Annotated in this window: 20 protein-coding genes and 1 riboswitch; of the genes, 8 read left to right on the plus strand and 12 right to left on the minus strand. The window is 60.0% G+C overall.

Annotation, left to right across the window (positions count from 1 at the left end):
* Positions 1-32 precede the first annotated feature (32 nt).
* Together thiD and thiM are read right to left on the minus strand one after the other, a co-directional pair.
* Entirely contained in the window at positions 33-833 is an 801-nt protein-coding gene (gene thiD, locus MC50_RS00090; protein ID WP_032695417.1) for a bifunctional hydroxymethylpyrimidine kinase/phosphomethylpyrimidine kinase, read from the minus strand.
* Complete coding sequence (gene thiM, locus MC50_RS00095) at positions 830-1,606, minus strand: hydroxyethylthiazole kinase (RefSeq protein ID WP_004864674.1); 777 nt, start codon at positions 1,604-1,606, stop codon at positions 830-832. The genes thiD and thiM overlap by 4 nt, the downstream gene beginning before the upstream one ends.
* Positions 1,607-1,640: 34 nt before the next feature.
* Positions 1,641-1,737: riboswitch (TPP riboswitch) on the minus strand.
* 230 nt (positions 1,738-1,967) lie between these two features.
* Here thiM and MC50_RS00100 point away from each other — a divergent pair.
* Positions 1,968-2,390, plus strand: coding sequence for a universal stress protein (locus tag MC50_RS00100; protein WP_032686739.1), 423 nt, complete (start codon positions 1,968-1,970; stop codon positions 2,388-2,390).
* Here MC50_RS00100 and MC50_RS00105 read toward each other — a convergent pair.
* Positions 2,374-3,315, minus strand: a complete 942-nt coding sequence (locus MC50_RS00105; RefSeq protein WP_032699139.1) for a LysR family transcriptional regulator — start codon at positions 3,313-3,315, stop codon at positions 2,374-2,376. The two genes, MC50_RS00100 and MC50_RS00105, sit on opposite strands and share 17 nt — an antisense overlap.
* A 124-nt stretch (positions 3,316-3,439) precedes the next feature.
* On the opposite strand from MC50_RS00105, the gene MC50_RS00110 reads away from it, so the two are divergent.
* Both MC50_RS00110 and MC50_RS00115 read left to right on the plus strand, forming a co-directional pair.
* Positions 3,440-5,251 carry an adenine deaminase gene (locus MC50_RS00110; protein WP_047663310.1) on the plus strand — a complete coding sequence of 604 codons (1,812 nt, stop codon included), beginning with the start codon at positions 3,440-3,442 and terminating at the stop codon, positions 5,249-5,251.
* A 2-nt stretch (positions 5,252-5,253) separates the two neighbouring features.
* A complete protein-coding gene (locus MC50_RS00115) occupies positions 5,254-6,597 on the plus strand; it encodes an NCS2 family permease (protein ID WP_047663311.1) in 1,344 nt (447 codons plus the stop codon).
* Here MC50_RS00115 and MC50_RS00120 read toward each other — a convergent pair.
* Entirely contained in the window at positions 6,594-7,520 is a 927-nt protein-coding gene (locus MC50_RS00120) for a LysR family transcriptional regulator (protein WP_047663312.1), read from the minus strand. The genes MC50_RS00115 and MC50_RS00120 overlap by 4 nt on opposite strands.
* 187 nt (positions 7,521-7,707) lie before the next feature.
* Here MC50_RS00120 and MC50_RS00125 point away from each other — a divergent pair, with 187 nt between their 5' ends.
* On the plus strand, positions 7,708-8,025 hold the full coding sequence (locus MC50_RS00125) for an RcnB family protein (RefSeq protein WP_004864698.1): 318 nt from the start codon (positions 7,708-7,710) through the stop codon (positions 8,023-8,025).
* 101 nt (positions 8,026-8,126) lie between these two features.
* Here the strand turns inward: MC50_RS00125 and apbC are convergent, their stop codons facing one another.
* The gene (apbC, locus tag MC50_RS00130; protein WP_032686734.1) at positions 8,127-9,236 is read right to left on the minus strand and encodes an iron-sulfur cluster carrier protein ApbC; all 1,110 of its coding nucleotides are present in this window, start codon (positions 9,234-9,236) and stop codon (positions 8,127-8,129) included.
* A 153-nt stretch (positions 9,237-9,389) separates the two neighbouring features.
* Here apbC and metG point away from each other — a divergent pair, with 153 nt between their 5' ends.
* Together metG and MC50_RS00140 are read left to right on the plus strand one after the other, a co-directional pair.
* On the plus strand, positions 9,390-11,423 hold the full coding sequence (gene metG / locus MC50_RS00135; RefSeq protein WP_047665374.1) for a methionine--tRNA ligase: 2,034 nt from the start codon (positions 9,390-9,392) through the stop codon (positions 11,421-11,423).
* Between the two features lie 180 nt (positions 11,424-11,603).
* Positions 11,604-12,065, plus strand: coding sequence for a YehR family lipoprotein (locus MC50_RS00140; protein ID WP_032686733.1), 462 nt, complete (start codon positions 11,604-11,606; stop codon positions 12,063-12,065).
* A 142-nt stretch (positions 12,066-12,207) separates the two neighbouring features.
* On the opposite strand, the gene MC50_RS00145 is transcribed toward MC50_RS00140, so the two are convergent.
* From MC50_RS00145 to MC50_RS00155, 3 genes are read right to left on the minus strand one after another with little or no spacing between them, the layout of a single operon-like run.
* Positions 12,208-12,675: a YehS family protein gene (locus MC50_RS00145; RefSeq protein ID WP_032686732.1), complete on the minus strand. Its 468-nt coding sequence runs from the start codon at positions 12,673-12,675 to the stop codon at positions 12,208-12,210.
* Positions 12,676-12,728: 53 nt separating this feature from the next.
* The gene (btsR, locus tag MC50_RS00150; RefSeq protein WP_032686731.1) at positions 12,729-13,448 is read right to left on the minus strand and encodes a two-component system response regulator BtsR; all 720 of its coding nucleotides are present in this window, start codon (positions 13,446-13,448) and stop codon (positions 12,729-12,731) included.
* Entirely contained in the window at positions 13,442-15,130 is a 1,689-nt protein-coding gene (locus MC50_RS00155; protein WP_032686730.1) for a sensor histidine kinase, read from the minus strand. The genes btsR and MC50_RS00155 overlap by 7 nt, the downstream gene beginning before the upstream one ends.
* Before the next feature lie 209 nt (positions 15,131-15,339).
* On the opposite strand from MC50_RS00155, the gene MC50_RS00160 reads away from it, so the two are divergent.
* Positions 15,340-16,071, plus strand: a complete 732-nt coding sequence (locus tag MC50_RS00160) for a MerR family transcriptional regulator (protein WP_047663313.1) — start codon at positions 15,340-15,342, stop codon at positions 16,069-16,071.
* Between the two features lie 59 nt (positions 16,072-16,130).
* A complete protein-coding gene (locus MC50_RS00165; RefSeq protein WP_004103838.1) occupies positions 16,131-16,244 on the plus strand; it encodes a protein YohO in 114 nt (37 codons plus the stop codon).
* Here MC50_RS00165 and MC50_RS00170 read toward each other — a convergent pair.
* The 4 genes from MC50_RS00170 to osmF are packed head-to-tail and all read right to left on the minus strand — an operon-like array spanning position 16,219 to position 19,962.
* Positions 16,219-16,956, minus strand: a complete 738-nt coding sequence (locus MC50_RS00170) for an ABC transporter permease (protein WP_032686728.1) — start codon at positions 16,954-16,956, stop codon at positions 16,219-16,221. The two genes, MC50_RS00165 and MC50_RS00170, sit on opposite strands and share 26 nt — an antisense overlap.
* Positions 16,940-17,887: an ABC transporter ATP-binding protein gene (locus MC50_RS00175; RefSeq protein ID WP_047663314.1), complete on the minus strand. Its 948-nt coding sequence runs from the start codon at positions 17,885-17,887 to the stop codon at positions 16,940-16,942. The genes MC50_RS00170 and MC50_RS00175 overlap by 17 nt, the downstream gene beginning before the upstream one ends.
* Entirely contained in the window at positions 17,880-19,037 is a 1,158-nt protein-coding gene (locus tag MC50_RS00180) for an ABC transporter permease (protein ID WP_032686726.1), read from the minus strand. The genes MC50_RS00175 and MC50_RS00180 overlap by 8 nt, the downstream gene beginning before the upstream one ends.
* A gap of 7 nt (positions 19,038-19,044) precedes the next feature.
* Positions 19,045-19,962 (minus strand): glycine betaine ABC transporter substrate-binding protein OsmF, encoded by a 918-nt coding sequence (gene osmF / locus MC50_RS00185; protein WP_032695428.1) that lies wholly within the window; start codon positions 19,960-19,962, stop codon positions 19,045-19,047.
* Between the last annotated feature and the right edge of the window lie 6 nt (positions 19,963-19,968).

Here is a 19,968-nt window from a genome sequence, read left to right on the forward strand (position 1 = left end):
CCTGGCAGAATTCTCAGGCCAGTATATCAGGCTTACCACCACGCGTGGAAATGGTGAACCGGCCCGATACCGTGGCCCACCTCCAGCGAATCCGCCTGTGCCAGCGCCGCAGAGAGCCAGCCTTTCGCCTCGGCAACCGTCTCTCCCCAGTCGCGATAGCGTGGGCGCAGCGCCGCCAGCGCCGCAGAGAGCGTACAGCCGGTTCCGTGAGTATTTTTAGTCTGGACCCGCGGCGCGGTGAAGCGCTGCTCGCCATCGCGGGTAAACAGCCAGTCCGGGCTTTCCGCGTTGTCGAGATGACCGCCTTTCATCAGCACCGCGCCGCAGCCCATCGCCAGCAGCGCCCGCCCCTGCTCCAGCATCTCTTTTTCGCTCTGCGCGTGCGGCGCATCCAGCAGCGCCGCCGCTTCCGGCAGATTCGGCGTGATCAGCGAAACCTGCGGCAGCAGGCGGGTGCGTAGCGTCGCCACCGCCGAAGCCGAGAGCAGCGGATCGCCGCTTTTCGCCAGCATGACCGTATCCAGGACCACGTTGCCAATCTGATAGCGCGCCAGACGCTCCGCCACGGCTTCCACGATATCCGTTTCCGCCAGCATGCCAATTTTGGTGGTATCGATACGGACGTCGCTGAATACCGAATCCAGCTGCGCGGCAACAAAATCCGGGTCGATGCGATAGACCGACTGCACGCCGCGGGTGTTTTGCGCCACCAGCGCGGTGATCACCGAACAACCATAGGCCCCGAGGGCAGAGAAGGTTTTCAGGTCGGCCTGGATCCCCGCGCCGCCGCTGGGGTCAGTACCGGCGATAGTCAGCGCATTAATTCGTTTCATCCGTTGTTCTCCCCGTACAGCGCATCAAGAAATGCCGGGGTAAAACTGCCCGGCCCTCTGCCGTGCGCCGCCGCGCCGCCCGCCTGTTTCATCAGGCCGCAGGCGGCAGCGACGTTTTCGAGGCGATCGCCAGGCATGGCGGTACTGGCCGCCACCACCGCCGAAAGCGCACAGCCGGTCCCCACAACCCGGGTCATCAGGCGATCGCCGCCGGTGACCGCACGCGTACGCTGGCCGTCGGTGACGTAATCCACTTCGCCGGTCACCGCGACAATGGTATTGATCTGCCGCGCCAGAGCCTGCGCGGCGGGCAGCGCCGCCGCCGCGGTATCGGTGGTATCGACCCCGCGTCCGCCGGCGCTCATTCCGGCCAGCGCCATAATCTCCGACGCGTTGCCGCGAATGGCGGCCGGTTGCAGGCTCAACAATTCATGGCAAAACGCGCTGCGCAGGGTTAACGCCCCGACCGCTACCGGATCCAGCGCCCACGGTTTGCCTGCGTTTTGCGCACTGAGCGCCGCGGCGCGCATCGCCTGCGCACGATCGACGGTTAAGGTTCCGACGTTAATCAACAGCGCATCCGCGAGCGCCGCAAACTGGCTCGCTTCCTGCGGATCAATCACCATCGCGGGCGAGGCGCCGACCGCCAGCAGGACGTTGGCAGTAAAGGTCTGTACCACATCATTAGTCATGCAGTGAACAAGGGGGGAATGACGGCGAAAAAGATGTTGCAGATGCGCAATATGCGCGGGATTGAGAGGCTCAGCTTGCATCGTTTGCTCCAGCCAGGCGATGAAGAAGCAACGACCCTTTGGTCTCTGACTTCCCTACGCTGGCATTATCCAGATCAGGTGGTACGGGTCTTTCTCAGCCTTCACCAGGAAGGGCACCCCGAGTCATCGAGAAGATATAAACGTTCTCTGCAGGCAGGTTACGGGAAGCCGACGCCTGACGCAAGCGCTCCGCCACGAAGGCCCCACGGTCTTCGGCAGCGGGTCTTCGTGGCATTAACCTTCATATCTCTTTACCGAACCGGCGCCCGCTCTCCCGCGCCATTTGCATTCCCACTGCGGCGGGCACAAAATGAACGTCAGGGAGCGACGTTCCCGGTCCCTCCACTCGTCGAGGTAGGCTATGCCCGTTTATCACCATGCCCTGGTGCTGATTAACAGCAGCCAGGACGGCGTTCCGCTGCTCCAGCATGCGGCCAGAATGGCGGAAGAGAACGCTATGCGCATCACCCTCGCCCATATCAGCACCGACTATCGGGCGCTGAATTACGTTTCCGACAGCCTGCTGAATGATGATGTATCTGAGGAGGTGCTCCAGGCGAAAGTACTGCTCAATGAGCTGGCGGCCAGCGTCTCGCTACCGGTGCAAACCCTGTCGCTGGTCACCACCCGCCGTTTTGCAGATGTTGAAGCCTGCGTAAACCAGCGGGGGATTGATCTGATTATCGCCGGGCATCACAACCGCCTGCTGGGAGTCATGGCATCTCATTCGCTGGAGTATATTAATCATCTGACGATAGACGTGCTGATCAGGCATCTGCCCTGAGCCGCGCGGACGACTCGCGTAGCGAATTGAGCAGCAGCGTAAAGCACTGCTCAATCAGCGGCGGCAGCGGCTGCGGTCCGCGCATTAACGCCACCGTCCGCGCCAGCGCCGGCTGCTGGAGCTGCGCGATTTTCAGCACCGGATCCTGCAGATGGGTGGTATACAGCTCAGGCAGAATGGCAATCGCCAGACGCGAGCGCACCAGGCCATACAGCGTTTCAATATAGTCCACCTGAAACCGCGTGTTCAGCGTCAGGCGATGGCTTTCCGCCAGCGCGCCCACCAGGCGCTGAATGTTCCCTTTCGAGAACACCGCAATATCGCGTCCGGCGAGAAGTTTCCACGGCAGGTGCGGCTGGTCTGCCAGCGGATCGTCACCGTGCAGCACCGCCACAAACGGATCTTCACGCAGCGGGTAGATCTGTAACGCGGCGGGTAGCGAGCTGTCGATGGCACCGATACCGAAATCAATCTGCCCGCTTTGCAGCTCACGCACCAGCGCATCATTGGTCTGATCGTGAAACTCGACCCGCAGCCGGGGAAAGGTTTGCGCCAGCACCTGCGGCAGAAGCGGAAAGAGCAGCGAGCTCACCGAGGGCACCAGACCGATACGCACGGTACCATCGCCGCCGGCCGCGACAATCTGCTCCATGTCATGAAACGCCAGCTGGGCCACGCTCAGCACGCGCCGGGCGTGCGGCAGAATGGCGGCGCCCAGTTCGGTCAACGTGACCGACGAGGCGGTGCGATTGACCAGCTTGCCGCCCAGCACCGTTTCGATTTGCCGCAAGGCACTGCTCAACGCCGGTTGGCTGATAGCCAGACGGTTGGCGGTATCGGTAAAATGACGCAGCTCCGCCAGGGTAACAAAGTACTGTAGCTGTTTAAGAGAAAGCGCAGGCAGGCGCTGCCACGGTTCGGTCATCTTATTCTTCGCTAAGGGTAATCGGGCAGAATAACCCGAGCTTATCGGGCGATAAATTTATTCATCTGGGCAAACGTTTGCTGTGCCCCTAGAGTACCCCCATTATCCTTGTGCCGGAGTTGTTATGTCCAGCAATGCTGAAAACCGCCGCCGCGCCGTCATGGCCGCCCGGGGCGAAATACCTTTTGACCTGTTGTTAACCGGGGCGCAGATAGTCGACATGGTCACTGGCGAAATCCGCGAAGCCGATGTCGGCATCACCGGCGAGATGATCGCCAGCGTGCACCCGCGCGGCAGCCGCGCCGATGCCCACCAACGCCATGCGCTGGATGGCGCCTACCTGTCGCCGGGGCTGATGGATACCCATGTCCATCTCGAGAGTTCCCACCTCCCTCCCGAACGCTACGCGGAAATTGTCCTCGCCCAGGGAACCACCGCGGTCTTCTGGGACCCGCATGAGCTGGCCAACGTCCTCGGGGTCGAAGGCGTGCGCTATGCCGTCGCCGCCAGCCGCAACCTGCCGCTGCAGGTAATGGTCGCCGCCCCCTCCAGCGTCCCTTCGACCCCGGGGCTGGAAATGTCCGGCGCCGATTTTGCCGGAGCGGAGATGGCGACCATGCTGGCATGGCCGGAAGTGCGCGGCGTGGCGGAAGTGATGGACATGCATGGCGTGCTGAACGGCAGCACCCGGATGCAGGAGATTGTTCAGGCCGGTCTCGACAGCGGCAAGCTGATTGAAGGCCACGCCCGCGGGCTGAGCGGCGCCGATCTCCAGGCCTACCTCGCGGCGGGCGTCACCTCCGATCATGAGCTGACCTCCGCAGAAGACGCGCTGGAAAAGCTGCGCGCCGGTTTGACCCTCGAAATTCGCGGCTCGCACCCCTATCTGCTGCCGGATATCGTCAAGGCCCTGAAAACCCTGCCGCATCTCTCCTCGCAGATCACGGTGTGCACCGACGATGTCCCCCCGGATATGCTGCTGGAAAAGGGCGGCATTATCGCCCTGCTCAACCTGCTGATTGAACACGGTCTCGCCGCCACCGACGTCCTGCGCTTCGCCACCCTCAACGCCGCCATTCGCCTGCAGCGTCACGATTCAGGGCTGATTGCCGCTGGCCGCCGCGCCGACCTGGTGGTGTTTGATTCACTGGAGAAGCTCGCGGCCCGCAAAGTGTATGTCGCCGGGAAACTGGTCGCCCGCGACGGCGCGCTGCTCCAGCCCATTCCAGCCGCAGAGGGGGTGACCCCGCCGCGCAACACGCTGCGTCTGGCGCCGCTGAATGCTGACGATTTTGTGCTGCGGATCCCCGGTATTGTTCACGGCGTTGCCCGCCTGCGGCATATTCGCGGCGCGCGCTTTACGCAGTGGGGAGAAGTCGAGGTGCAGGTGCGCCACGGCGAAGTTCAGCTGCCCGCCGGATTTAGCCTGATTTGGGTGAAGCATCGCCACGGCCGCCATCAGGCAACGCCGCAAATCGCCCTGCTCGAAGGCTGGGGCGAGCTGCGCGGCGCCATCGCCACCAGCTACTCGCACGATTCACACAACCTGGTGGTGCTGGGACGCAGCGCTGAGGATATGGCGCTGGCCGCCAACCGGCTGATTGCCTCCGGCGGCGGGATGGCGCTCTCCCGTCAGGGGGATATTCTCGCCCACGTGGCGATGCCGATTGCCGGCATGCTCTCCGATCTGCCGGCGGCAGAACTCGCGCGGCAGTTCGGCGAATTACGCGACCTGAGCGCAGAAATCGCCGACTGGGAGCCGCCCTACCGGGTATTTAAGGCTATCGAAGGCACCTGCCTCGCCTGCAATGCCGGACCACATTTGACCGATTTAGGTTTGACCGACGGCACCACCCGTCAGATTGTCGAACCGCTGATAGACTGCCGGGAAACCCCGGCCACCGACCCTCACAACAATAATCTCCGGGGAGCCTGAGCATGGCCGACAACACACTGCATACCTCCACACAAGGAAGCTGGCTGGAGCGCCGTTTTGCCCTGCGCTCCCGCGGCAGCACGCTGCGTACCGAGTGCCTTTCCGGGATCACCGGCTTTCTTGCGGCCGCCTATCTGCTGGTGGTCATCCCCGGCCTGCTGGCGGTGGGCGGCATAGACAAAGGCGCCGCCACCACCGGAACGATTCTGGTCTTCGTCGCCGCGACGCTGCTGATGGCGTTTTACGCTAACCTGCCGTTTATCGTCGGCCCAGGCATCGGCGGCTCGGTGCTGGTGGGCGTCACGCTGGCCGGTAGCGAAGGGATCGGCTGGCAAATTGGCCTCGGCATCGCCTGCTGGTCGGGTATTCTGTTCTTTCTGTTAACCCAATTCGGCCTGCGTGAAGTGGTCACCCGTTCAGTTCCTCAGTCCATCAAGCTGGGGCTGACGGCCTCAATCGGTCTGTTCGTGGCGGTACTCGGTTTTCGCAATGCCGGCCTGGTGCTGGCGAATGCCAAAACCAATGCCCTGATGCTGGGTGATTTCTTGTCTCCCGGTGCGCTGGTGGCGCTGTGCGGCCTGTTTCTGGCGATTGCGCTGCAGGCGCGGCGCATCCCGGGCGCCATTTTATGGGCGATTCTGTTTGCCACCCTGGTGGGGATTCCGGCGGGGGTCACTCGTCTGCCGGACAGTTTTATCGCGATGCCGCACTCGCTGGCGCCGGTCTTCGGCCACGTCGATATGCTGGGCGCGCTGAACATTGCTTTCCTGCCGTTCCTGTTTGTCTTTTTCGCCTCAGAGTTTTTCTCCACCATGGGGACCACGCTGGCGGTGGGCGGCGAAGCGGGACTGCTGGATGAAGAGGGCAATATGCCGCACATCAACCGGCCGTTTATGGTCGACTCGATTGCGGCAGCTATCGGCCCGTGGCTGGGGATCCCGGCGGCGACCGCGCTGATCGAATCTTCCGCCGCCGCCGAAGCGGGCGGTAAAACCGGACTCACGGCGCTGGCCGCGGCGGTGATGTTCCTGCTGATGCTGCTCTTTACCCCGGTCGCCCTGATGATCCCAAAAGAGGCCACCGCTCCGGCGCTGATCCTGATTGGCCTCAACATGTTCAGCGGCCTGCGCAAAGTCGATCTCTCCAGCTTCACCGACGGGCTGCCGGTATTAATGATGGTGATGATCACCCTGATCGCCAACAGCTTCGGCACCGGTATCGCCGGCGGACTGCTGTTCTACATCATGATTAAAACGGTTGCCGGCAAGTGGCGAGAAATCCCGCTGGGTTTGTGGATCCTCGCCGTTCCGCTGGTCTACTATTTCGCCACCCTGGTGAGGCACTAAACGTCCACAGGCCCGCGTAGCGCGTCGGCCTGCACCGTTTCACAGTGCGCCCTGACCTCTTCATAGAGTAACCGCACCGCTGCAGAAAGCTGCTTGCGGTGCGGACAAATCATATTGAGCGGGACTCTGTCGCCCTGATAGTGCGGCAGCAGCACCCGCAGGCGCCCGGCCCGAATATCATCGCTGACATCCAGCGCTGACTTATAGGCAAAGCCCTCCCCCGCAATGGCCAGGCGGCGAATCACCTCGGCGTCATCGCTGATGATGGCGCCGGAAACCTGCATATGCTCAACCACCCCGTTGAGACTTAAGGTCCAGCGATCGAACTGCCTGCCGCGCAGCACGTACAGTAGCGCAGGATGTTGCGCCAGCGCCTCCGGCGTCTGCGGAGAGCCGTGCCGGGCAATCCACTGCGGAGAAGCCACCAGCACCCGCCGGTTTTCCGGCGCGACGGGGAGCGAAATAAACGAGGCATCGTCGTTGTCACCGTAGCGAAAGGCAACATCGACCGGATCTTTAAACACATCGGTCCGATGGTCGGAAAAGAGAATGCGCAGCGTCAGCGCCGGGTGCCGCTGGCGAAAGGCGCGAAAGACGTTCAGCAGCAGATTGCGCCCCAGATCGGAGGGTACCGCAATTTGCAACGTCCCGCGGACCTCGTCATCCGGCACCTGAATTTTTTGCAGCCCGGCATGCAGCGTATCAAGCATCTGGGTGGCATAAGGCAGCCAGGTTTCCCCTTCGGGCGTCAGACGTAGGCTGCGGGTGGAGCGTGCAAAAAGACGAATATTGAGCGTGGTCTCCAGGCGCTTAATCGCCGCACTCACCTGCGCCGGCTGCTGCCCGACCTCCCGCGCCGCATCGCTGAAACTGCCCAGCGCCGCCGCACGAACAAATAACGTCAGATCTTCCAGTCTGAACATATTGACTCCCGAATCCTGCTACCAGGATTGTTCTCAAAACCGCCGCTCTGCGCCAAATCCGGCAACCGGCCCATCGTTTTCTTACATTTTTAACGCAACCAACGCTTGCCTTCCCGGCCATGCTTCAGGAATGATACGAGGCTGCGATTTTGTGTCCAGGGTAATCCAGGATAATAATGAGGAAATTATGCGTAAAACAAAAATGATGCTTCTGGGCGTACTGTTGGCCAGCACCAGTACCGTCTGGGCAGCCTCCACCAGCGGCGTACAAAAATATGAACTTGATGGTTTCACCGCAGACTTCACGCAGTTTCGCGTAGGCGACACCGTACCGCCGCTTTATCTGACGCCAGAATACACCATTAAACAGTGGCAGCAGCGTAACCTGCCCGCGCCGGACGCTGGTACTCACTACACCTATATGGGTGGCAGCTACGTGCTGATCACCGATACCGAAGGTAAAATTGTCAAAATTTACGACGGCGAAATCTTCTATCAGCACTAATGGCTGACGGTCCGTCGCCGGACGGACCAACAAAAACGCCCTGTCCTTTTGCTGTCCGCCGCGGATCAGAAAAGTACAGGGCGTTGTGCTATCCGCCGACGCTACACCGCGCGGAAGGCAATCTCACCGGGAATCACTTCCCCCTGCCAGTAGAGCCGGGCCGCCACGCGTCCCGCCAGCTGACGGTAAATTTCGGTGAACTCGCTCTCCGGGCGGGCAACAACGGTCGGCTTACCGTTATCCAGATCTTCACGCAAATTGATGTGCAGCGGCAGCTGGGCCAGCAGCTGAGTGTGGTATTGCTCCGCCAGCTTTTCAGCGCCGCCGGTGCCGAAAATCGGCTCATGATGACCACAGTTGCTGCAAATATGGATACTCATGTTTTCGACGATGCCGAGGACCGGCACTTCCACCTTCTCAAACATCACGATGCCTTTTTTCGCATCGATCAGCGCGATATCCTGCGGCGTGGTCACCACCACCGCGCCGGTGACCGGAATATTCTGCGCAAGGGTCAGCTGAATGTCGCCGGTGCCTGGCGGCATATCCAGCACCAGATAATCCAGATCCGGCCACAACGTCTCCTGCAGCATCTGCAGCAGCGCCTTGCTGGCCATCGGTCCGCGCCATACCATGGCGTTATCGTCGGTCACCAGATAGCCGATGGAGTTGGTGGCGAGGCCAAATTTCATGATCGGCGCCATATGGGTGCCGTCTGGCGAGGTGGGACGCTGATCTTCCGCACCGAGCATGGTGGGAATCGACGGACCATAAATATCGGCATCGAGGATCCCGACTTTCGCCCCTTCCGCGGCCAGCGCCAGCGCCAGGTTCACCGCCGTGGAGGATTTACCCACCCCACCTTTGCCGGAGCTGACGGCAATAATATTTTTGACCCCGTTGACGCCCGGCTGATTTTTTACCCGCTTCAGCGTGGCGATGTTATGCGACAGCTTCCAGTCAATCGCCTGCGCGCCGGTAATGCGCAGCAGGTCGGCGCTACATTGCTCTTTTAAATCTTCAAAAGCACTGTGCCAGACGAACGGCATCTGGATCTCGATATGCACGGTATCGTCGAGCCAGGCGACGTGGTGCAGTGCCTTCAGCGCAGTGAGATTATGCTGCAAAGTGGGGTGCTGGAAATTAGCCAACGTTCCGGCGACCATCGCACGTAGACGTTCGGGGGATTTGGCCTGGGATTGCGAATTCATCCCGACTCCTTTGTTGTTATGAGAGGCTTTCAGTAATCATTGAGTTTATCACAGCTGAGGATTATCCATATATGGTCAGCCATTTATGGCGCACCCAGTGCCCTTTTGGTAATATCAAAAGCCCTTTTTACAACAGAAGATGTAATGCTCACTATGACTCAAGTCGCGAAGAAAATTCTGGTAACGTGCGCGCTGCCGTACGCTAACGGCTCAATCCACCTCGGCCACATGCTGGAGCACATCCAGGCTGATGTCTGGGTCCGTTACCAGCGAATGCGCGGCAACGAGGTCAATTTCATCTGTGCAGACGACGCCCACGGTACGCCTATCATGCTGAAAGCTCAGCAGCTTGGCGTCTCTCCGGAGCAGATGATTGGCGAAATGAGTCAGGAGCATCAGACCGATTTTGCGGGCTTTGATATTAGCTACGACAACTACCACTCGACGCACAGCGACGAGAACCGCGAGCTGTCTGAGCTGATCTACGGCCGTCTGAAAGAGAACGGTTTTATCAAAAACCGCACCATCTCTCAGCTTTACGATCCGGAAAAAGGGATGTTCCTGCCGGACCGTTTCGTAAAAGGCACCTGTCCGAAGTGTAAATCACCGGATCAGTATGGCGATAACTGCGAAGTGTGCGGCGCGACCTACAGCCCGACTGAGCTGATCGACCCGAAATCCGTGGTTTCCGGCGCGACCCCGGTGATGCGTGAATCTGAGCACTTCTTCTTCGACCTGCCGTCCTTTAGCGAAATGCTGCAGGCGTGGACCCGCAGCGGCGCACTGCAGGAGCAGGTGGCGAACAAAATGCAGGAGTGGTTCGAGTCCGGTCTGCAGCAGTGGGATATTTCCCGCGACGCGCCGTACTTTGGCTTCGAAATCCCCAACGCGCCGGGCAAATATTTCTACGTCTGGCTGGATGCGCCGATCGGCTACATGGGCTCGTTCAAGAACCTGTGTGACAAACGCGGCGATAGCGAAAGCTTTGACGCCTACTGGAAGAAAGACTCCGACGCCGAGCTGTATCACTTTATCGGCAAAGATATTGTCTACTTCCACAGCCTGTTCTGGCCGGCGATGCTGGAAGGCAGCGGTTTCCGCAAGCCGACCAACCTGTTCGTTCACGGTTACGTCACCGTCAACGGCGCTAAGATGTCCAAATCACGCGGCACCTTTATCAAGGCCAGCACCTGGCTGAACCATTTTGACGCCGACAGCCTGCGTTATTACTACACCGCCAAGCTCTCTTCCCGCATCGATGATATCGATCTGAACCTGGAAGATTTCGTGCAGCGCGTAAACGCCGACATCGTCAACAAAGTGGTTAACCTCGCCTCGCGCAACGCCGGTTTTATCAATAAGCGTTTCGACGGCATGCTGTCCGCTGAGCTGGCCGATCCGGCGCTGTACAAAACCTTTACCGATGCGGCAGCAAGCATTGGCGAAGCGTGGGACAGCCGTGAGTTCGGTAAAGCCATCCGTGAAATCATGGCGCTGGCCGACGTGGCTAACCGCTACGTTGACGAGCAGGCCCCGTGGGTGGTTGCTAAGCAGGAAGGCCGCGACGCCGATCTGCAGGCCATCTGCACCATGGGCCTGAATATGTTCCGCGTGCTGATGACCTGGCTCAAGCCGGTCCTGCCGCAGCTGACCGCGCGTGCCGAAGCCTTCCTCAACAGCGAACTGAACTGGGATGCTATCCAGCAGCCGCTGCTGTCGCATAAGATCAATGCCTTCAAGGCGCTGTACAACCGCATCGAGATGAAGCAGGTTGAAGCCCTGGTCGAAGCGTCGAAAGAAGAGGTGAAAGCCACCGCCGCGCCGGTAACCGGCCCGCTGGCGGACGATCCGATTCAGGACACCATCACCTTTGACGATTTCGCCAAAGTGGACATGCGCATCGCGCTGATTGAAAACGCCGAATTTGTCGACGGTTCTGACAAGCTGCTGCGCCTGAGCCTCGATCTGGGCGGCGAGAAACGTAACGTCTTCTCCGGCATTCGTAGCGCCTACCCGGATCCGCAGGTGCTGATCGGTCGCCTGACGGTAATGGTGGCCAACCTGGCGCCGCGTAAAATGCGCTTCGGCATCTCGGAAGGGATGGTGATGGCTGCGGGCCCTGGCGGGAAGGATATCTTCCTGTTAAGCCCTGACAGCGGCGCCCAGCCGGGTCAGCAGGTAAAATAATCCCGCATCAAGCGCTGCTCCGGCAGCGCTTTTTTTGTCCCTTCCGCGCCTCCACCGCCTGACGATTCTGCCCTCTCCTGCCTTTTCTGTGCGTTGCGCGCTACCGCAATCCTGACAATAATCAACCTGTCTGCCGATTGAAAAACCGGTACGCCATTCACTATCAACCAAGGGACCGTGATGAATATTTACCGCAGGATGGTGACCGCTCTGGCGGCTTCGCTGGTGATTGTCGGCCTCGCAGGCTGCGATAATCCCGACGAAAAGAGCAAAACCTTCACCCGGATGGAAAACGGCGTCGGGCTGGTGTTTACCTACCATTATGTCGGCGACAAAGTCCTGCGCCAGGAAGCCAATAACACCATTCCCTATCAGACCATCGGCGCGGCGAATCAGGAGCAGGCGCGGGCATTAATTGAGCCGATGAGAAGCGTTTATCTCGACGTTAAAGGCGTGGAACAGAACATCGATTACAAAGATACCGAGGCGCTGGAACATCTCAGCGTGGATTTTACCCGGGCCAACATCAGCGAACTGTGTAAGCTGCCCGGCTCAATGGTGACCCACTGCGCGCTCAAGGATGTTTCGATGGCGGAATCAGAGAAATTGCTCAAAGAGCAGGGGTTTCAGGAAGTGAAATAGACCGGAGAGCATTCCCGGGTGGCGACGTAACATCCTTACCCGGGCAACACGGACACAGAAAATTGCGCCTGTCATCGCCCGGCCCGGTCGTGGTGGCCCGGCTAAGCAAGGCGCAAGCCGGGAGCGTTCAGCGGGAGGTAATTCAGGGCTTAGCGTGTACGCGCTCGGTCAGACCGCGCAGGAAATAGCGCAGGAACTGGTCACCGCATTCGCGGAAATTCTTATGATCCGGCGCACGCATCATGGCGGTGATTTCCGGCATCGACACGCGAAACTTCTGCTGGGTCAGAATGGCGAGGATATCATCGCTCTTCAGCGAAAAGGCAATGCGCAGCTTTTTCAGCACGATATTGTTATTCACCCGGCGCTCAACCGCCAGCGGTGGGGCCGCCTCATCTTTGCCGCGCTTGTCGTAGATCAGGCCGTTAAGGAAGATCGACAGCATAATGTCCGGGCAGCGCTGGAAGCCCTCTTCGTCCTCCTTTTTCAGCCACGGTACCAGCTGCTCTGCGCTGACGACGGAATCGCCCAGCGCAAAAATGCGCACCAGGTCGTTATTATTGGTTTTCAGGGTGTAGCGCAGGCTACGTAAGATATCGTTACTGATCATAATGCCTTCATGATGAAAAATGCTGGCGCTAAGTCTACCATGATTCCGTCGTTTTACAGACCAATCGCCTCTTTCAGACTTTTTAAGTAGCGACGGCTCACCGGCACCGTTTGCCCGGCCCGCATCAGCAGCTCCGCCTGGCCGTTTTCCTCAAGGCGAATCTCTTTCAGGTGAGCCATATTCACCAGATATTGCCGATGACAGCGCAGCAGCGGCGTCCGACTCTCAAGGGTGCGTAAGGTCAGCTCGGTAAACCCCTCCTTCCCCTCGCGGTCGGTGACGTAAATACCGCTCATCCGGCTGCTGACAAAGGCGACATCCTCCATCTGCAGCAGCCAGATGCGGCTGTGGCCGGTACAGGGAATATATTTCAGCGCCTGCTGGGTATCGTCGAGCAGCGAGATATCCTGCAGGCTGCGCTCCTGACGCAGGCGCACCAGGGTTTTCTCCAGCCGCTGGGCTTCGATGGGTTTCAGCAGATAATCAAAGGCATGCTCTTCGAAGGCCTTCACCGCATACTCGTCAAAAGCGGTCAGAAACACGATGTAAGGCCGGTGTTCAGGATCGAGCATCCCGACCATTTCCAGGCCGCTGATGCGCGGCATCTGAATATCGAGAAACAGCACGTCCGGGCGCAGCTTGTGCACCGCGCCAATCGCTTCCACCGCGTTGCCGCACTCCCCGACTATCTCAATGTCGCTGGCGGACTCCAGTAAAACACGCAGATTTTCTCGTGCCAGCGGTTCATCATCAACTATCAACACTTTTAACACGCATTCTCCTCCAGAGGCAGTCGCAGCGTGACGCGGGTGAAACGTTCCGCTTCACAGGTCACGGTAATGCCGCAGTCGGCGCCGAAGCGCGCCCGTAAACGGCGGTCCACCAGACTCATTCCCAGCCCGCTGGCGTTGGGATTGTGCTGGTACAGGCCGGCGTTATCCTCAATATCTAACTGCAGCCAGCGCTGGTGCTGGCTGGCGCGAATGGTAATTTCCCCTACCCCGAGATGCTGCGACGTGCCGTGTTTAATGGCGTTTTCAACAATGGGCTGCAGCGTAAACGCCGGCAGCTGATGGTGAGCCAGCGCGTCGGGCACCAGCATCTGAATCTGTAAATTGGCCTGGAAACGCGCTTTCTCAATTTGCAGATAAGCATTCACGTGCTCAATCTCATCCGCCAGCGTCACAAACTCCGACGGCCGCTTCAGATTCTTGCGGAAAAAGGTCGACAGGTACTGCACCAGTTGCCCGGCCTGATCGCTGTCGCGGCGAATCACCGCCTTCAGGGTATTCAAGGCATTAAACAGAAAATGGGGATTCACCTGCGCGTGGAGCAGCTTGATCTCCGATTGCGTCAGCAGCGCCTTCTGTCGTTCATACTGCCCGGCGAGGATTTGTGCCGACAGCAGCTGGGCGATCCCCTCCCCGAGCGTGCGGTTGATGGAGCTGAACAGGCGGTTTTTCGCTTCATACAGCTTAATGGTGCCTATCACCCGCTGGTTTTCACCGCGCAGCGGGATAACCAGCGTCGACCCCAGCTTACAGTTGGGGTGAATAGAACAGCGGTAAGGGACTTCATTGCCGTCGGCATACACCACTTCGCCGCTATCAATCGCTTTTTGCGTATAGGATGAAGAGATAGGTTTGCCCGGCAGGTGGTGGTCGTCGCCAATACCGGTAAACGCCAGCAGCTTGTCGCGATCGGTAATGGCCACCGCGCCGATATCGAGCTCCTGAATCAGCACCTGCGCCACCTTCATGCTGTTCTCTTCGTTGAACCCCTGGCGCAGGATCCCCTCGGTCGAGGCCGCCACCTTGAGGGCGGTAGCGGAAAAAGCCGAGGTGTACTTCTCAAACATCGCCCGCTTATCCAGCAGGATACGCATAAACAGCGCGGCGCCCACGGTGTTGGTGACCATCATCGGCGCGGCGATGCTTTGCACCAGATGCAGCGCGTCCTGAAACGGCCGGGCGATCAGCAAAATGATCATCATCTGCACCAGCTCGGCAAAGAAGGTGATCGCGCCGGCGGTGAGCGGGCTGAAGACCTTATCCGGCCGCCCGCGCTTGACCAGCACGCTGTGGACCAGGCCGCCCAGCAGCCCTTCGACAATCGTCGAAACCATGCAGCTTAATGCCGTCATACCGCCGAGCGAGTAGCGATGCAGCCCGCCGGTCAGCCCCACCAGGCCGCCGACGACCGGGCCACCGAGCAGGCCGCCCATCACGGCGCCGATGGCGCGGGTATTGGCGATCGAGTCTTCGATATGCAGACCAAAATAGGTCCCCATAATGCAGAAAATGGAGAAGGTCACGTAGCACAGCAGCTTATGCGGTAGACGAACGGTCACCTGCATCAGCGGGATGAACAGCCGTGTCTTGCTCATCAGCCACGCAATGACCAAAAACACGCACATCTGCTGAAGCAGCAACAACACCAGATCAAACTCGTACATACCCACAGACCACGCTTCACTCGAAAGCGCGTAACATACACTGCCGGGTCATCACTTTCTTTGAAGCACTACAAGAAAATCGCAAATCATGGTCAGGATCACACTTCTTGCCCGCCTCCCGTCGATTAAGCGAACAAAAAATGAACGAATATTTCCTCTTCCGCAAACAGCTTCTACAGTTATAGGGGAGACTTTGCGGGAGGGAATATATGGCGCTTTATACAATTGGTGAAGTGGCTCAACTCTGTGACATCAACCCCGTAACGCTTCGCGCCTGGCAACGGCGCTATGGATTGCTGAAACCGCAGCGCACCGACGGAGGGCACCGCCTGTTTAACGAACAGGAAATTGACCGTATCCGCGAGATTAAGCGCTGGATTGATTCCGGCGTTCAGGTGGGTAAGGTCAAAACCTTGCTTAACGACAGCGCGAGTGGAGAAGAAGACGGCTGGCGTGAGCAGCAGGAGATTCTGCTGGGGTATCTCCACGACGGCAGCTACCACCGTTTGCGACTGTGGATCAAAGAGCGCAGCCATAGCTATACGGCGCTGACCCTGGTCAACCATCTGTTTATCCCCTTACGCCACCGCCTGCTCAGCCCGCAGCCGGCGCTTACCGCGTTACGCAGCGTCCTCGACGGGATTCTCATCAACCATGTCGCGCACAGCCTCGCCAGCACCTGGAAACGTCCGGGCAGCCATGCGCTGGTGCTCGGTTGGAATGTCAACGACACCACGCGGCTGTGGCTGGAGGGTTGGATCGCCTGCGAACAAGGCTGGCGGGTCGATGTCCTCCCCCACTCTCTGACGCAGATCCGCCCCGATCTGTTTCCTGACAGCACCTTGCTGGTATGGTGCGGCGAAACCCCGACCCTGGCGCAGCAGGAGCAGCTCGAGGCCTGGCAGCAGCAGGGGCACGTTATCTGGCTAAATAGCAATTAATGTTTCATTAACACCTGTGCTTCACCGTATAATCCCTCCGTTAACATCAGGAGCCTATTATGAAGCCAGCGAAAATTGCGGTTATCACCCTCTTCTTATTCATGGCCATCAGCGGCATCGGCGGCGTCATGCTGGCCGGTTACTCGTTTATTGTACGCGGTGGTGTCGGCTGATTCGCCGGTTCAAGCGTTCAAAACCGCGATCGACGATAATCGCCGCCAGCGCCACCAGCAGCGCTCCCTGAATGACATAAGCCGTATTGAATCCGCTCAGGCCGATAACAATCGGCGTGCCGAGCGTATTCGCCCCGACCGTTGACGCAATGGTCGCCGTACCGATATTGACAATGGTCGATGTCCGGATACCGGCCAGCATCACCGGCGCGGCCAGCGGCAGCTCCACGCCGATCAGTCTCTGCCAGCCCGTCATGCCCATTCCTTTGGCGATACTCACTACCCCCGGCGGCACGGCGCTCAGCCCGGCCAGGGTCCCCTGCAGGACCGGCAATATGCCATACAGCGCCAGCGCAATCAGCGCAGGCTGCCAGCCAAACCCCAGTACCGGAACGGCAATCGCCAGCACCGCCACCGGCGGAAACGTTTGTCCCATCGCGGCAATGGTCTCCACCAATGGACGGAACTCGCGGCCTGCGGGACGCGTCACCGCCACCCCGGCCCCGACGCCCACCACCGTCGCAGCCAGGCTGGAAAACGCCACCAGCCAGCAATGGGCGAAAGTCAGGGCGACAAAACTCTCCTGCTGATACACCGGGCGCGGCAGCTCAGGAAATAGCGCGCTGAACAGCGGCGTGCTGTAAGGCAGCAGCAGCAAAATGGCGATAAACAGCGCCAGCAGCCACAGCAGCGGATCACGAAGTACGCGCATGCCGCACCTCCTCGCCGAGCAGATCGGCAAAATGCAGCGTTCCGCATGCCTCCCCCTGTTCATCCACTACCGGCAGGACTTCGCAGCGATGGGCAATAAACTGCGACAGCGCTTCGCGCAGCGTCATCGCGACGTTTAGCGTATCGCCGGCAAGCCGCTCATTGCGGCGCAGATAGTCGCCCACGCCGCGCAGCGACAGTAGCCGGACGCCCAGTTCGCTGCGGCCAAAAAAAGTCTCGACGAAGCTATTTTCAGGTTCGAGCAGCATCTGCAGCGGCGCCCCCTGCTGTATCACTTCGCCACCGTCCATCAGCACCAGGTGATCCGCCAGCCGCAGCGCCTCATCAATATCGTGAGTCACCAGAACAATCGTCCGCCCGAGCAGCCGATGGATGCGGATCATCTCCTGCTGGAGCGCTTCCCGGGTCACCGGATCCAGCGCGCCAAACGGTTCGTCCATCAACAGGACTTCAGGATTGGCCGCCAGCGCCCGCGCCACGCCAACGCGCTGCTGCTGACCACCGGAGAGCTGATGCGGATAGCGCGTCCGCAGCGTCGGATCCAGCCCCAGCAGCGCCATTAACTCGTCAATGCGCGCGGCGATTTTGCGCTGCGGCCATTTTTGCAGTTGCGGGACGGTGGCGATGTTCTGCGCGACCGTCCAGTGCGGAAACAGGCCGATAGACTGAATGGCATAGCCCATCCGTCGACGCAGCGCCAGCACCGGCTGCTGGCGAATATCCTGCCCGGCAAAACGGATGGTGCCGCTGTCATGTTCGACCAGCCGGTTAATCATTTTCAGGGTGGTCGATTTCCCCGAGCCGGAGGTGCCGATCAGGACCGAGAATGCGCCTTCGCGCAGGTGCAGGTTCAGGTTTTTCACCGCCGGCAGCCCGGCGAAGGATTTGTTGACCTCGTTAAATTCAATCACCCGCCTCTCCTTTCAATAATGCTCCCCACAGCGCAAACAGCGCGTCGACGACCACCGCCAGCGCAATCGTCGGCATCACCCCCAGCAGTACCAGATCCAGGGCGCTGCTCAACAGCCCCTGGAAGACCAGCGCGCCAAACCCACCGGCGCCGATAAGGGCCGCGACCACCGCCATACCGACGGTTTGTACACTCACCACCCGCAGGCTGCGCAGCAGAACCGGCAGCGCCAGCGGCAGTTGCACGTGCCAGAAGCGCTGCGCGCCGCTCATCCCCATCGCCGCGGCGCTCTCCAGCGCATCGCGCGGTACCTGCTGTAAACCGGCCACCACCCCGCGAACCAGCGGCAGCAAGGCATACAGCACCAGCGCAATCAGCGCAGGCGTCATCCCGGTGCCGGAAATGCCTCGCTCAGCCAGCCCGGGAAAATGGCGGGCGAGACCGGCCAGCGGGGCGATCAGCAGGCCAAAGAGCGCCACCGAGGGAATGGTTTGAATAACATTGAGAAAGGTAAACACCGGGGCCTGCCACCGCGGCCGGAGCCAGAGGCCGATGCCCACCGGCAGCCCGATCAGCAGCCCCGGCAACAGCGTGCCAAACAGCAGGGTCAAATGTTGACGCAGCGCGTCATCAAACACCTCCTGACGGCTGGCATACTCTTTCAGTAGCGAGAGCTGATTCAGCGCTCCGCTGCCGAGCAGCACGCAGGGAATCAACCAGATTTGCACATTGAGCAGCCAGCGCCAGTGCGCCCGGCTGGTCAGACGCCGGATGGTCTCGCTGGCCAGCAGTAAGCACAGCGCCAGCGCCAGCCACAGGCCGCTTCCCGGCGAGGTGCGGGCCAGCGCGGAGCCGCTGTGCGCCAGCTGTACCGCCGCCTGCCCCGCCCCCCAGAACAGCAGCGCCAGCAACGCATCCAGCATGAGCAAACTGAGCAGCAGCGGCCTGCGTCCCGGTAGCCAGCAGAGAAGGACCAGCAGCAGCGCGCCGCAGACCTGCACCGCCGTCAACCACGGCGCGAGTTGCCAAAGCCAGCGCCCTTCCCCGGACAGCAGACGGTTAGGCGCATAGTTGACGAACGGCAGAGCAACCACCAGCAGCAGGAGACAGGCCAACAGCAGCGATACGCGGTTATAACAGCGAATAGCCACGGATAATCTACTTCAGCAGCCCTTTTTGCTGCAGATAATCTGCGGCAACTTTTTTCGCGTCCAGCCCTTCCACGGCAATGCTGGCATTGAGCTGTTGCAGCGTTTTCTCGTCAAGGCTGGCAAAGACCGGCTGCAGCCATTGCGCGATCTGCGGATAGGCTTTCAGCACCGCTTCGCGCACTACGGGGGTCGGGGCATAGATCGGCTGTACGCCCTGCGGATCGCTGAGCGTTTGCAGCCCCAGCGCCGCCACCGGCCCGTCGGTTCCGTAGGCCATTGCCGCATTCACCCCGGAAGTCTGCTGGGCCGCCGCTTTGATGGTCACCGCCGTATCGCCCCCCGCCAGCGACAGCAGCTGACTTTGCTTGAGCTTGAAGCCGTAGGCTTTTTCAAAGGCCGGGAGCGCATCCGGGCGTTCGATAAATTCGGCGGAGGCCGCGAGCTTAAAGTCGCCCCCTTTTTGCAGCCAGGCGCTGAGGTCGGCCAGCGAGGTCAGATGATTTTTTTCCGCCAGATCCTGACGCACGGCAATGGTCCAGGTGTTATTCGCCGGCGCAGGGGTCAGCCAGATAAGCTTATTCTGCTGCGCGTCGAGGGTTTTGACCTTCTCATATCCCTGCTGCGCGTTCTTCCACGCCGGATCGTTTTCGTCTTTAAAAAAGAAGGCGCCGTTGCCGGTGTATTCCGGATAAATATCTAATTCACCCGCCGTAATTGCCCCGCGCACCACCGGGGTGGTTCCCAGCTGGACCTTATTAACGGTTTTCACGCCATGACTTTCCAGAACCTGCAAAATAATATTGCCCAGCAGCGCCCCTTCGGTGTCAATTTTTGAGCCCACTTTGACCGGCTCCGCCGCCTGAAGCGGCAGGCTGACCAGCGCGACCAGCGCCAGCGCGCCTGACCAGATACTTGCCTTTATCATCCCCGC

The organism is Klebsiella planticola, from assembly GCF_000783935.2.
In the GTDB taxonomy this organism is placed as follows: domain Bacteria; phylum Pseudomonadota; class Gammaproteobacteria; order Enterobacterales; family Enterobacteriaceae; genus Klebsiella; species Klebsiella planticola.

Coding starts and splice junctions, on each gene's coding strand:
- thiD (WP_032695417.1), bottom strand. CDS start 833: ATGAAACGAATTAATGCGCTGACTATCGCCGGTACTGACCCCAGCGGC.
- thiM (WP_004864674.1), bottom strand. CDS start 1,606: ATGCAAGCTGAGCCTCTCAATCCCGCGCATATTGCGCATCTGCAACAT.
- MC50_RS00100 (WP_032686739.1), top strand. CDS start 1,968: ATGCCCGTTTATCACCATGCCCTGGTGCTGATTAACAGCAGCCAGGAC.
- MC50_RS00105 (WP_032699139.1), bottom strand. CDS start 3,315: ATGACCGAACCGTGGCAGCGCCTGCCTGCGCTTTCTCTTAAACAGCTA.
- MC50_RS00110 (WP_047663310.1), top strand. CDS start 3,440: ATGTCCAGCAATGCTGAAAACCGCCGCCGCGCCGTCATGGCCGCCCGG.
- MC50_RS00115 (WP_047663311.1), top strand. CDS start 5,254: ATGGCCGACAACACACTGCATACCTCCACACAAGGAAGCTGGCTGGAG.
- MC50_RS00120 (WP_047663312.1), bottom strand. CDS start 7,520: ATGTTCAGACTGGAAGATCTGACGTTATTTGTTCGTGCGGCGGCGCTG.
- MC50_RS00125 (WP_004864698.1), top strand. CDS start 7,708: ATGCGTAAAACAAAAATGATGCTTCTGGGCGTACTGTTGGCCAGCACC.
- apbC (WP_032686734.1), bottom strand. CDS start 9,236: ATGAATTCGCAATCCCAGGCCAAATCCCCCGAACGTCTACGTGCGATG.
- metG (WP_047665374.1), top strand. CDS start 9,390: ATGACTCAAGTCGCGAAGAAAATTCTGGTAACGTGCGCGCTGCCGTAC.
- MC50_RS00140 (WP_032686733.1), top strand. CDS start 11,604: ATGAATATTTACCGCAGGATGGTGACCGCTCTGGCGGCTTCGCTGGTG.
- MC50_RS00145 (WP_032686732.1), bottom strand. CDS start 12,675: ATGATCAGTAACGATATCTTACGTAGCCTGCGCTACACCCTGAAAACC.
- MC50_RS00155 (WP_032686730.1), bottom strand. CDS start 15,130: ATGTACGAGTTTGATCTGGTGTTGTTGCTGCTTCAGCAGATGTGCGTG.
- MC50_RS00160 (WP_047663313.1), top strand. CDS start 15,340: ATGGCGCTTTATACAATTGGTGAAGTGGCTCAACTCTGTGACATCAAC.
- MC50_RS00165 (WP_004103838.1), top strand. CDS start 16,131: ATGAAGCCAGCGAAAATTGCGGTTATCACCCTCTTCTTATTCATGGCC.
- MC50_RS00170 (WP_032686728.1), bottom strand. CDS start 16,956: ATGCGCGTACTTCGTGATCCGCTGCTGTGGCTGCTGGCGCTGTTTATC.
- osmF (WP_032695428.1), bottom strand. CDS start 19,962: ATGATAAAGGCAAGTATCTGGTCAGGCGCGCTGGCGCTGGTCGCGCTG.